This is a genomic window from Actinophytocola oryzae (assembly GCF_004364325.1).
Taxonomy (GTDB): Bacteria; Actinomycetota; Actinomycetes; order Mycobacteriales; family Pseudonocardiaceae; genus Actinophytocola; species Actinophytocola oryzae.
Map to the genome: position 1 here is coordinate 49,831 of NZ_SOCP01000015.1, position 11,645 is coordinate 61,475.

Consider the following 11,645-nt stretch of genomic DNA (forward strand, 5'->3'; position numbering starts at 1 on the left):
GACCTCCCCGCCGCCGTCGGGAACCCCACCGACGCCAACCGCGCCCGGCCTTCCGGCCACACCTCGACCCTCTTCGACGTCGGTCCCATCAGGCGCTCCAACCCCGATACCCCCGATGCCGGCCCAGCCGGGTACGCCCTCCGCACCCCGAACCCCGTCGAGTCCCGCCCTCCCAGCCGTGCCCGGGACCCCACCCACGTCGGCAGGTCCCGCCGTTCCAGTCGCATCCCCCGAACCCGGCCTTCCCCGGTCCACCTCCCCGCGGAGCGGTCCGACGCCGTCCACCGCGCAGGGCCCGACGAGTGCCCCGCCCGCGGGCGGGGAGCGGCAGAGCACGGCCGCCACCCACGCAGGCCCCCACCACCCCGGCGCCGGGCAGCCTTATCCTCAGCCCGGCTTCCCCGGTCCGTACGGCGGCTACCCCGGAGCCCACGCCGCCAGCCACCAACCGCCGCGGCCGTTCTGGTCCGGACAACCCGCCCGACCGACCGAGCCGACCCCGACCATCTGGGAACGCCTCAGCCGCGACGGCGCGGGCAGCCGCATCCTCGCCTGGGCGGGCGGCGCGGTCACTCTCGCGGGCGTCGTCCTCCTACTCATCCTCGCCATCCAGCGCGGCTACCTCGGACCGCTCCCACGGGTACTCCTCGGCGCAGGCCTCGGGCTGGTCCTCACCGGCATCGGCACCTGGCTGCACCGCACCCCCACCGCCCGCACCGGCGCCTACGCCCTGGCCGCCACCGGCATCGCCGTGGTCTACCTCGCCGTCGTCGCCGCCACGACCCTCTACCACTTTCTCCCCGCCTGGGGTGGCCTGGCCACCGGGCTGGTCGTCACCGCCGCCGGGATCGCGCTCGCCGGCTGGTGGGACTCCCAGCTGCTGGCCGTGTTCGTGGTCGTCTGCTGCGCGGTCTCCGCACCGGTCATCGCCGAGGGGTTCGGCACGCTCCTGCTCTGCTTCCTGCTCGTGCTGCAGCTCGGCACCACCCCGGTGCAGCTGGCCAGGAAGTGGAACGGCCTGCTCCTGGCCGCGGCGGTGCCACCGGTGATCGTCTGCTTCGTCCGGATCGGCCTCGCCGTCCACGACGGGCACCCCACGACCACCGCGGTCCTCGCCGGGGTCACCAGCGGCATCACCGTCGTCCTCGCGACGGCCACCGCCCTGCGCAGGCCCGACGACGAGTACCCGCTCGTCGTGCTCTTGGTCGCCGCCATCCCCGGGCTGCTGGCCGCCGTGCTGCTGCCCCGCCTCGGCGCGACCATCCTGCCCGCCGCCGTCGGCGTGCTCCTGCTCGGTGTCTGGGTCCTGGGCCGCGTCTCGCCGCTGCCCGGGACGTTCGCGCTCGCCGCGGGCGGCATCGCGTCACTGGCCTTCCTCCAGGCCACCGCCACCGGCTTCGACGGCGACGCCCGCGCCATCGCCTTCCTCGCCGAGGCGCTGATCCTCACCGCGGTCGCCGTGCGGCTGCGTCTGGGCGCCGCGCTGCTGCCCGCCGGCCTGTTCGCGCTCGTCGGGTTCGTCCTCGGGCTCACCTTCGCGGCACGGCCGGACCTGCTCGCACGCCCGATGCCCGGCGGGACCGACGTCGCCGCGGCGGTGTCGCTCGGTCTCACGGGCGCGCTGTTCGCGGCCGTCGCGATCACCCTCTGCTGGGCCGTGTTCCGCCTCGGTGTCCTGTCGGACGAGACGACCGCACCCCACGGCTGGGTGCCCGCGGGCCTCGTCGCGCTCTACGGCTCCACGGCCGCGCTGCTCGCGGTCGGCCTGCTGGTCTCGCCGGGCCGCGACGGGTTCCTGCTCGGCCACGTCCTGGTGACCGTGTCGTGGACGGTCGCCGCGCTGGCCCTGCTGCTGCGCGGCATCGACTCGGTGCCGCCGCGGGTCGCGGGCCTGTCGCTGGTGGTCGCGGCGCTCGCGAAGCTCGTGCTGTTCGACCTGTCCTCGCTCGACGGCATGGCCAGGGTCGTGGCGTTCCTCGTCGCGGGGCTGGTGCTGCTCGGCGCGGGCGCCCGGTACGCCAGGCTCGTGGCGGCACGCACCCGGTCGTAGCCTTGGCCCATGATCGTGGGCTCGACGAAACTGCTGGTGCTCGGGGTCGTCCGGGAGGCGGGTGGCCCCGTGCACGGGTACGACGTCCGCAGGACGCTGCTGTCCCGGGGCGCGACGTCGTGGGCGAACGTCGCCCCCGGCTCGATCTACAACGCGCTGAGGACCCTCGTGCGTGAGGGTTTCCTGGAGAATCTGGGCACCGACCGCCAGGGCGCACGCCCGGAGCGCACGTGTTTCCGCCTGACGGAGTCGGGGGAGGGGGAGTACAGCCGCCTGCTGCGCGAGACCCTCACGCAGGCCCGCCTCCCGAACCACCCGCTGCTCGCGGGCCTGGCCTTCCTCCCGGACGTCCCTCCCGCCGAGCTGGGGAGGCGCTGCGCAGCCGCACCGAGGCCCTGCGCGTCCAGGCCGCCGACAACCGCACCATGGCCGACGACGTCCGGAGCGCCGACAAGGACCGCGTCCCAGCCCACGTCGCCGAGAGCTACGAGCTGGTGGCCGCTCTCCAGGAGGCCGAGGCCAGGTGGGCGGCGTCCCTGGCCGCCCGGCTCACCCCCGACGATGACCAGCCGCGTTCGCGTCGCCGACCTCGCCACACGAACCGTGCGGGCTCGGACCCCTTCGGCAACCCCTGTGGACAGCGCCGAACCGACAGTCGACTGTGAATACTCAACGTTGAACAGTCACGCACGACCGTCGTGGGGCCGACCCGCCGAGTCCGCTGCCAGGAAGGTCGGCTCGCGGCGGACTGGAGTTTTCGTGGGCGTCCCGGCACGGCCGGCACCGGGTGGTGCACTATCTAGGTGTGAGTCCCGAAGATCCGGAGCGGTTGTACGTGGCGCTGGGGCACAACCGCGGAGACTTCTGTCCGGACGCGCCTGCCAACCGTGACCTGGTCGACCAGCACCTGCTCTGGTGCCTCGACCAACGGGAACGCGGGTGGCTGCTCCCGAGCCGGGTGCCCGTCGACAACCTGACGATCTTCGCGACCACCTCCAGATCCGAGCTGGGCCGCGCCCTCGACCTCGACCCGTTGGTCGCGGCGGGCGTGCGGCACTACGCGGTCACCTGTTACGCGCCCGCCCCTGCCGCCGGGCTGCTCAGCGACCCTCTCGGCTGACACTCGCGGCGAGGTAGGCCGCCCTCAGGCGTTCACGGACGCTCGGTGACCTCGGCGGGAGGTCGGCGCCGAGGTGGGCGTGGCGCAGTTCGTCCATGAACTCCGCCCAGAGCGCGGGGCCGCCCTCTTCGAGCAGTTCGGCACGAACACGCAGCACGCGGCTGGTGGGCCGGTGACGAAGCCCCCAGCTGCCGAGCTGCGCGAACACCGGCACGAGTTGGATCGCGGGTTCGGTGAGGCTGTAGCGCGCCCGCTGGCCCGCGCGTGTGTCCTCCCGGGTGAGCAGGTCCAGCTCGACGAGCCGCCTGAGCCGGTCGGCGAGGATGTTCGAGGCGATGCCCTCCTCCGAGCCGGCCTGCAGCTCCCGGAAGTAGCGGCGGTCCCCGAAGACGATGTCGCGCAGGACGAGCAGGCTCCAGCGATCACCGAACACCTCGACGGTGGCGTTGATCGGGCACCCCGACCGCGGCTCCTGCACTCTTCCCATACTGCTTGCATCCTACAACCGCTGGCACTACGTTCCCACAGCGAAGTGGTTGTCAATCGCAAGCGGAAGGACTGCCGTGCTGAGACAGGTCGCGGACGGCGTGCTCGTCCACGAGAGCGCGTTCTGCCAGAGCAACGCCGTCGTCGTGCGGGGCCGGGCCGGGGTGCTGCTGGTCGACCCGGGGGTGCTGGGCCACGAGCTGGACTGCCTCGTGAACGACCTCCGCGAGCTGGACCAGCCGGTCGTGGCAGGCTTCTCGACGCACCCCCACTGGGACCACCTGCTCTGGCGCGCCGGGTTCGGCGAGGCACCCCGCTACGGCACCGCCCGCTGCGCGGCCGCCGTCCGGGACCGGCTGTCGGACCCGGGTTTCAGGGCCCGCGTCGCCACCGTGATCCCGGCGGACATCGTCGAGCAGGTGCCGCTGGACCTCCTCGGCCTGATCACCGGGCTGCCCGCCGACGCCACCTCGGTCCCCTGGGACGGTCCCCGAGTCCGGATCATCGAGCACCCGGCGCACGCCCCGGGCCACGCGGCGCTGCTGGTCGAGGACCGCGGGGTCCTCGTCGCGGGCGACATGCTCTCCGACCTGCTGATCCCGATCCTCGACCTGAACGGCACCGCGGACCCGGTCGAGGACTACCTCGCCGCGCTGCGACTGTTCGACGCCGTCGCGGGCGAGGTCGACGTCGTCGTCCCCGGCCACGGCTCCGTCGGCGACGCCGACCAGGCGCGGGCACGGATCGACCAGGACCGCGCCTACGTGCGTGCCCTTCGTGACGGCGAGACACCCGCCGACCCGCGGCTCGCCGCGTTCGACTGGGTCTTCGACGCACACGAAGGGCAACGCCAGGGCCTGGCCCGCAGAAGCTAGCGCGACGACCTCAGCCGAACCAGCGGGCCAGGTGGACGTCCAGGTCCCGCTGGTCGTCGCCGATCCAGGCGACATGGCCGTCGGGGCGTACCAGGACGCACGGAACCGCCAGCGCCGCGGTGGGATCAGCGAGCTGGTCGACCCGGTCGGCCCAGCCGCCGACGGTGAGGCGACCGGTGCGGTCCAGGAGCAGGCCACGGCCGCGACGCAGCAGACCGTAGAGGCGCCCCTGCTTCACGTCGAGGTCGCGCAGGCGGCGGCCGAGCAGGTCCGGACCCGCACCGAAGTCGTACCGGATCCCGATCCCGGCGATCTTCTCGATCAGATGCCGGTTCACCTCGTCGAAGTCCATCAGCTCGCTGACCAGCCTGCGCACGGCCCGCGCCCCCGGCTCGGCGGACTGCAGCTCCGTCTGGGCACGCGTGTTGTCCAGCACGTCCTCGGCGACCGGGCGACGTTCGGCCTGGTAGGTGTCCAGCAGCGCCTCCGGCGCCCAGCCCCGGACCTGTGCGGCGAGCTTCCAGCCGAGGTTGACCGCGTCCTGAACGCCCAGGTTGAGCCCCTGCCCGCCGGTGGGCGGGTGGATGTGCGCCGCGTCGCCCGCCAGCAGTGCCCGCCCCACCCGGTACCGTTCTGCCAGCCGGGTGGCATCCCCGAATCGGGACAACCACCGCGGTGAATGCACCCCGAAGTCGGTGCCGGCGACGGCGCGCAGCCGGTGCCGGAAATCCTCGAGGGTCGGCGGCTCCGCACGGTCGCGGACGCCCTCGGCGGGCACCACGACGCTGTGCACCTTCTCGCCGTGGGGCCTGACCCAGAACGGCCTGTGGGTCTCGCTGACGGCGGCCACCCTGGCGGCGATCTCCTCCCGCGGCAGCCCGACCTCCATCTCACCCATCAGCGTCTCGGTCCGCGACGGCTCGCCGGGGAACCCGACGCCGAGCAGCTTGCGCACCGTGCTGCGCCCACCGTCACAGCCGACGAGGAAACGCGAACGCAGCCGCTCCCCGCCGGTCAGCTCGACGGTCACGCCCTCGTCGTCCTGTTCGAGCCCGGCCACGGCACAACCGCGCCGGACCCGCGCACCCAGGTGGACCGCGTGTTCCTCGAGGAGGCGGACGATGACGGGCTGGGGGATGCCCACCAGATAGGCGTGCGCGGAGTCCAGGCCCTTGGGGACGGGTTTGTCGATGGCGGCGAAGAACCCGGCGGCCGGCCGCCGTCTGCCGTGCTCGAGAACGCGGTCCAGCAGTCCGCGCATCGCCATCAGCTCGATGCTGCGCATGTGCAGACCGACGATGCGGACGAACGACGCGGGCTCGGGGTCCTTCTCCAGGACGAGTACCCGCACGTCGTGCAGCCGCAGCTCGGCGGCCAGCATGGCGCCGGTCGGACCGCACCCGACAATGATCACGTCGAACATCAGGTGTTGCCTTTCGGGAGTCGAGGCGCTCCCGGCGACACCTACGTCAGTCGCCCGGCCGTGACAGGCAGGGGGAGCACCCACATCGCTACAGCGTTCACGGGCCTCACCTCCTCGGGCGGTGTCACGGTCAACGGCAAGCTACAAGCCCGACCACCACCCGTCCAACCCTTTTCCGAGCCACGGCCCCTTCACAACCCACCCATCACTCCCCCGACGCTTCGGAACAAAAATCAACTAGTAACTATAAAGATGTCCAATATTTGGGCCGCTTGGCCGTGGGGGCCCGACAGCACCACCAGCCGGACCCACCCACAGAAGGCAAGAGAGGGGGGAGGGCCGGTCAGGAGGGGTCCGAGAGGTGGTCGCGAAGGGCGTCGAGCACCGGGAGCTGACCCTTGACGAGCTTGTCCCGCGCGACCTCGACGGTGACCCATTCGGCGCGGTCGACCTCGGGGAACTGCTGCATTCGCCCGGATCCGCGGGGCCATTCCAGCTCGAAGGTGTTGCTGCGGAACTCGTCGAGGTCGAAGTCGCCTTCGACGGCGAAGGTGGTGACGACCTTCCCGCCCGACTGCCTGACCGACCCGAGTGGGATGGGTGTGCCGTCGGGGGCGGGTGAGCCCATCTCCTCGGCGAACTCGCGTCTGGCGGCGGCGAGGGGTTCCTCGTCGGTGTACTCGCCCTTGGGGATGGACCAGGCGCCGTTGTCCTTGCGTGCCCAGAACGGTCCGCCCATGTGTGCGATGAGGACCTCGAGGGTGGGTCGGCGGCGGAACAGGAGCAGTGCGGCGCTGGTCTTGGGCATGTCGAGCACCTTATTGGCGTGGTTCGTGGGGTACCCGCCCGCTCCTAGACTCCGAGGGTGCGTATCGACGAGGTTCACATCACGCCGGTGGCTTTTCGGGATCCGCCGTTGTTGAACGCGGTGGGTGTGCATGAGCCGTTCGCGTTGCGGTCGGTGGTGGAGGTGGTGGCCGAGGACGGGACGTACGGGTTGGGTGAGAGTTACGGCGATGCTCGGCATCTGGCGCGGTTGCGTGTCGCGGCGGAGGCGTTGCGGGGTGTGGACGTGTGGCATGTGCATGAGCTGGCGCGTCGGGTTCGGGGTGGTCTGGATGACGGGGTGGGTGGGCATGGGATGGGGGGCATGGTCACGGGGAGCAGTGGGGCGGATCGGGTGTTGTCGCCGTTCGAGGTGGCGTGTCTGGACATTCAGGGCAAGCTGGTGGGTCGGCCGGTGAGTGATCTGCTGGGTGGTGCGGTGCGGGATCGGGTGGAGTACAGCGCGTATCTGTTCTACAAGTGGGCGGGTCATCCGGGTGGGGAGCCGGATGGGTGGGGTGAGGCGTTGGGGCCGGACGAGTTGGTGGCGCAGGCGCGGCGGATGGTGGGGGAGTTCGGGTTTCGGGCGATCAAGTTGAAGGGTGGGGTGATGCCGCCGGAGGAGGAGGTGGCGGCGGTTCGTGCGTTGGCGGGGGAGTTCCCGGGTGTTCCGTTGCGGTTGGATCCGAACGCGGCGTGGGGGGTGGGGACGGCGGTTCGGGTGGCTGGGGAGTTGGCGGGGGTGTTGGAGTACCTGGAGGATCCGACGTCGGGGGTGGCGGGGATGGCTCGGGTGGCGCGGGAGGCGCCGATGCCATTGGCGACGAACATGTGTGTGGTGGCGTTCGACCAGTTGCGGCCCGCGGTGGAGGTGGACGCGGTTCAGGTGATCCTGTCGGATCATCATTTCTGGGGTGGGTTGGGGCGGTCGCGGGTGTTGGCGGGGGTCTGTGAGGCGTTCGGGTTGTCGCTGTCGATGCATTCGAACTCGCATCTGGGGGTGAGTCTGGCGGCGATGACGCATCTGGCGTCGGCGACGCCGAACCTGTCGTATGCGTGTGACACGCACTGGCCGTGGAAGGCGGTGGAGGACGACGTGGTGGTGCCGGGGGTGTTGCGGTTCGAGGGTGGGGCGGTGCCGGTGCCGACGGGGCCGGGGTTGGGGGTGGAGTTGGATCGGGACGCGTTGGCGCGGCTGCATGAGCGGTATGTGGCGTGTGGGTTGAGGGAGCGGGATGACACGGGTTACTACCGGCGGGTGTGTGATGCGGGGTTTGATCCGGTGCCGCCTCGGTGGTGAGGGTGGGGAACCGGTGGGGGTGGTGGCGGCGTCTGTGACCTTTGTGGACGCCGTGGGGGTTGTGTCGTGGGCGTCGGGCAGAATCGGGTAACCGAGATTTCTGGAGTCGCTTGTGGCCTGGCTGGTGTGGGTGGTGGGGGTGTTGGTGCTGGTTGTGGCCGGGTTCGTGGTCGCGTATGTGCCGTGGGCGCGGGATCGGGGTCTGCGTCGGCGGACGGCGTGGTCGGCGGCGCGTGCGGCGATCGAGAGTGCGTCGGTGAGTCGTGATGCGGTTGGGGGTGAGTTGCCGGGGGCTGAGGAGTTGTTGGCGCGTGCGGTGCTGCTGGCGGCGCATCGGGGTGGGGTGGCGGCTGCGGAGGAGGCTGCTGACTGTGCGTCGCGGGCGGATGCGTTGTGGCGGGGGGTCGCGGGGTGACCGGGCGTTGGCGGGGTCTTCGGTGGGTGTTCCTGGGGGCGGCGGTGGTGTTGGTGGTGGTGTTCCTGTTGTCGCAGACGCAGGGGGATGTGGATGTCAGTTATGCGAGGTCGCCGTCGGGGAAGGACGCGGTGCGGGAGGGTGATGCGGGCGAGTGGTCGGGGGTGGGGTTGCCGTCGGTGGAGGAGATGACGGCGATGGTGCGGAGGGACAGGGTGGTTCGGTTGCCGGGTTCGGTGGCGTACTGGGACACGGGGCGGGTGGAGAGGGCGATCGGTGGTGCGGACATCCGCATTCTGGTGGCTCCTCCTGGGTTGAGTGACAGGCAGCAGGATCAGGTTCGTGATGTGGAGGCGGCGACGATCCGGATCTTGGGTTTGGACGTTTCGGGGTCGGTGTACGGGGCGGCGCCGGATGATCTGGCGTCGTGGCGTGGGGTGTTCGCGACTGGTGATGTGACGGGTTTGTTGTTGTCGTTGGTGGCGTCGGAGCGGAAGGAGTCGGCTCCGCCGGAGGTGGATTTGTTCTCGTGGCGGGTGCCGAGTGCGGGTGAGGTGGCTCCGGTGGTGGCGGATCTGCGTGCGGGCGGGGTCCATGTGGCTGCGGGGGCGACGCTGGGTGGGTTGCCCGGGGGTGCGGATACGGCGTTCGGGGGGCGGAGGCCGCTGGTGGCGGCGTTTCCGGTGCAGCCGTTCGGGCAGCCGGTGGCGGAGTACGGGCCTGCGTTGGTGAAGGCGTTCCCGGGTGTGCCGGTCGTGGTGATGTACGGGGACTGGGTGGCGTACTACGGGCCGTTCGCGGGTGATTTCGCGGAGGTGGTGGGTGCGGGGTTCTATGCGCGTTTCGGGAGCCGGTTGAGTACGTATGCGTATCCGCAGGGTGCGGTGTTGGGTACGTATCTGAACTCGGTGACCGATGTCCGTTTTGCGGGGTTGTTCGATCGGCCGTTGCCGTATCAGCCGTATGACCCGTTGCGGGTGGCGTTGCCTGCGTTGCCGTGGTTGTTCGGGTTGTGTGTGTTGGTGTTCCTGGTGTTGTCGGTGCGGTCGGTGTTGGGGTCGAAGGCGCCGCCGCGTAGGCCGCCGGGGCGTTTGGCGGGGTTGACGACGTTGGCGGTCGAGTTGTCGTCGTTGTCTCATGCGCCTGGGTTGACGCGGGCGTTGGGGAGGTTGGAGGCGGCGCGGTCGGCGTTGGCGGAGGGGTTGCCGGATCGGCATGTGGCGGGGTTGTTGTCGGATGCGCAGCGTGATCTGGATTCGGTGGCGCGTGGGTTGGGGCGTGCCGAGTACCGGCCGGTGAACTATCTGGCGGGTGGTGTGTCGTGGCGTGGCTGAGTCGTTCGGTGCGTACGCCGTTCGCCGCGGCGGTGTTGGGGTTGTTGGTGTTGGCGGGTTGGGCGGCGTGGTCGGCGGGTTTGTTCGACGGTGAGCTGGCCGGGCGTGTTCGGACGTCGTCGGTGTATGCGGCGCCGGGGATCGATCTGGATGTGGGGGCGGCGGAGCGGGTGGTGGGCAATCGGCGTCTGGTGGTGGTGTTCCTCGATGGGGGCGCGGATCTGTCGCAGGCGTGTGAGGACACGGAGGACGCGGCGGCGGGGACGTTGGTGATGTTCTTCCAGCCCGAGGGTGACGAGTTGGATCACTACGGGTGTTCGAGTCTGGTGAGGGACGACGACGAGGGTGACGCGTTCGGTAAGGCGTTCGTGGCGGAGAACGCGGTGGCTGGTGGTGCGGACCAGTTCGTGGATCGGCCGTTGGAGGCGGTGAAGGTGGTGGCGGTCAACTATGACGCGTTGGTGAAGGCGGGGGTGGTGCCGGATGGTGCGCGCACGATCGAGCCGTCGGCGCCTCGGTATGTGTTGGCGGTGGCTGCGGTGTTGACGGTGGTCGGTGGGGCTGTGGCGGTGTTCTTGGTGGGTCGTCGGGTGGGTCGGTTGGCGGCGGGTCGTTCGGGTGGGGGTGAGGCGTTGTCGGATGCGCGGGTGTCGTTGAACGCGAAGGCGGCGGTGTTGGCGCAGCGGATCATCGAGTTGGATCGGCGTCCGGTGTCGGATGAGCAGCGGAGGTTGGCGGCGGACTATGCGGCGTTGGCCGCGGACATCGCCGGTCAGGAGGGGAAGGTGGGGCCTGGGTTGGTGGAGCGGGTGAGGGTGTTGTCCGAGCGGGCGGACCGGCTGGCGGACCGGCCGGCGAAGCCCAGGCGGAAGTCCTGATGGTCAGGCGGTGGGGTCGGTGAGGTGTAGGAGTGCGTCGAGTGCGGGGTTGTCGTGTGCGGTGCGCCAGACGCAGTGGGTTTCGACGATGTCGGGTCGTAGTCCGGTGATGTCGGTGAAGGCGAGGTTGGGTAGTCGTAGGCGGGCGGCGGATCGGGGGACGAGTCCGACGCCGACGCCTGCGTCGACGAGGGCGAGGAGGCTGTGGACCTGGCTGACGTGTTGGACGTAGTGGGGTTCGACGCCTGCGTCGTGGAAGACGCTGATGACGAGTTCCTGCAGGTAGCGGGCGGCGATGGGGGTGTAGGTGACGACGTCGTGGTAGCCGATGTCGCCGAGGGTGGGTGGGTGGCCGAGTTCGGTGAGGGTGTGTCCGCGTGGGCAGGCGAGGATGAGGCTTTCGACGTGTACGCGGCGGGTGTCGAGGACTTCTGAGGCGGGGACGCCTCGGGCGAGGCCGACGTGGATGTCGCCTGCGAGGAGGGCGTCGATCTGGTCGCGGGTGACCATTTCGGTGAGGGTGAGTTCGACGGCGGGCAGGTGTTGGGTGATGGTGCGGATCCAGGTGCCGAGCACGGTGAGTGCGGAGATGGCGGTGAAGCCGATCCGGAGGGTGCCTGCGGTGCCTCGGGCGGCGTTGCGTGCGGTGATGGGGGCGGCTTCGGCGAGGCTGAGGATGCGTCGGGCTTCGGGGAGGAACGCGTCGCCTGCGGGGGTGAGGAGGACGGCTCTGGGGGTTCTGACGAGCAGTTGTACGTCGAGGGTGCGCTCGAGTTTCTGGACCTGGCGTGACAGGGGCGGTTGGGTGATGCGTAGGCGTGCCGCGGCGCGGCCGAAGTTGCCTTCTTCGGCGACGGCGACGAATCCTCGGAGCTGCTCGAGCGTAAAGGACATGTCGAGAAGGTATCGCAACATGCGTTGTGGGACTTGGACAGGTAT

Annotated in this window: 12 protein-coding genes and 1 pseudogene; 9 read left to right on the forward strand and 4 right to left on the reverse strand. The window is 70.6% G+C overall.

Features of this window, described 5'->3' with window-relative positions:
- Window positions 1-178: 178 nt before the first annotated feature.
- The 4 genes and pseudogenes from CLV71_RS32990 to CLV71_RS33000 all read left to right on the forward strand — a co-directional run bounded on the left by CLV71_RS32990 (window position 179) and on the right by CLV71_RS33000 (window position 3,170).
- Window positions 179-2,050 carry a DUF2339 domain-containing protein gene (locus tag CLV71_RS32990; RefSeq protein WP_166664361.1) on the forward strand — a complete coding sequence of 624 codons (1,872 nt, stop codon included), beginning with the start codon at window positions 179-181 and terminating at the stop codon, window positions 2,048-2,050.
- 9 nt (window positions 2,051-2,059) lie between these two features.
- Window positions 2,060-2,305, forward strand: a pseudogene (locus tag CLV71_RS50740) (PadR family transcriptional regulator); the annotation flags it as partial.
- Window positions 2,306-2,475: 170 nt separating this feature from the next.
- Window positions 2,476-2,715 carry a hypothetical protein gene (locus CLV71_RS49610; RefSeq protein WP_243866894.1) on the forward strand — a complete coding sequence of 80 codons (240 nt, stop codon included), beginning with the start codon at window positions 2,476-2,478 and terminating at the stop codon, window positions 2,713-2,715.
- 140 nt (window positions 2,716-2,855) lie between these two features.
- Window positions 2,856-3,170, forward strand: a complete 315-nt coding sequence (locus CLV71_RS33000) for a YciI family protein (protein ID WP_133906809.1) — start codon at window positions 2,856-2,858, stop codon at window positions 3,168-3,170.
- Here CLV71_RS33000 and CLV71_RS33005 read toward each other — a convergent pair.
- Entirely contained in the window at window positions 3,151-3,648 is a 498-nt protein-coding gene (locus tag CLV71_RS33005; protein ID WP_243866896.1) for a winged helix-turn-helix transcriptional regulator, read from the reverse strand. The genes CLV71_RS33000 and CLV71_RS33005 overlap by 20 nt on opposite strands.
- Before the next feature lie 85 nt (window positions 3,649-3,733).
- Here CLV71_RS33005 and CLV71_RS33010 point away from each other — a divergent pair, with 85 nt between their 5' ends.
- Window positions 3,734-4,531, forward strand: a complete 798-nt coding sequence (locus CLV71_RS33010) for an MBL fold metallo-hydrolase (RefSeq protein ID WP_133906811.1) — start codon at window positions 3,734-3,736, stop codon at window positions 4,529-4,531.
- Between the two features lie 10 nt (window positions 4,532-4,541).
- On the opposite strand, the gene rox is transcribed toward CLV71_RS33010, so the two are convergent.
- Window positions 4,542-5,954: a rifampin monooxygenase gene (gene rox / locus CLV71_RS33015; protein ID WP_133906812.1), complete on the reverse strand. Its 1,413-nt coding sequence runs from the start codon at window positions 5,952-5,954 to the stop codon at window positions 4,542-4,544.
- A 343-nt stretch (window positions 5,955-6,297) separates the two neighbouring features.
- Window positions 6,298-6,762 carry an NUDIX hydrolase gene (locus tag CLV71_RS33020; RefSeq protein ID WP_133906813.1) on the reverse strand — a complete coding sequence of 155 codons (465 nt, stop codon included), beginning with the start codon at window positions 6,760-6,762 and terminating at the stop codon, window positions 6,298-6,300.
- Window positions 6,763-6,819: 57 nt separating this feature from the next.
- On the opposite strand from CLV71_RS33020, the gene CLV71_RS33025 reads away from it, so the two are divergent.
- The 4 genes from CLV71_RS33025 (at window position 6,820) to CLV71_RS33040 (ending at window position 10,706) form a co-directional block, all read left to right on the forward strand.
- Window positions 6,820-8,079 carry a glucarate dehydratase family protein gene (locus CLV71_RS33025; RefSeq protein WP_133906814.1) on the forward strand — a complete coding sequence of 420 codons (1,260 nt, stop codon included), beginning with the start codon at window positions 6,820-6,822 and terminating at the stop codon, window positions 8,077-8,079.
- Window positions 8,080-8,257: 178 nt separating this feature from the next.
- Window positions 8,258-8,494: a DUF6403 family protein gene (locus tag CLV71_RS49615; RefSeq protein ID WP_341771695.1), complete on the forward strand. Its 237-nt coding sequence runs from the start codon at window positions 8,258-8,260 to the stop codon at window positions 8,492-8,494.
- A gap of 26 nt (window positions 8,495-8,520) precedes the next feature.
- On the forward strand, window positions 8,521-9,828 hold the full coding sequence (locus CLV71_RS33035) for a hypothetical protein (protein ID WP_243866897.1): 1,308 nt from the start codon (window positions 8,521-8,523) through the stop codon (window positions 9,826-9,828).
- A gap of 80 nt (window positions 9,829-9,908) precedes the next feature.
- A complete protein-coding gene (locus tag CLV71_RS33040) occupies window positions 9,909-10,706 on the forward strand; it encodes a hypothetical protein (protein ID WP_243866899.1) in 798 nt (265 codons plus the stop codon).
- A gap of 3 nt (window positions 10,707-10,709) precedes the next feature.
- Here CLV71_RS33040 and CLV71_RS33045 read toward each other — a convergent pair whose 3' ends face one another.
- A complete protein-coding gene (locus CLV71_RS33045; RefSeq protein WP_243866901.1) occupies window positions 10,710-11,600 on the reverse strand; it encodes a LysR substrate-binding domain-containing protein in 891 nt (296 codons plus the stop codon).
- Between the last annotated feature and the right edge of the window lie 45 nt (window positions 11,601-11,645).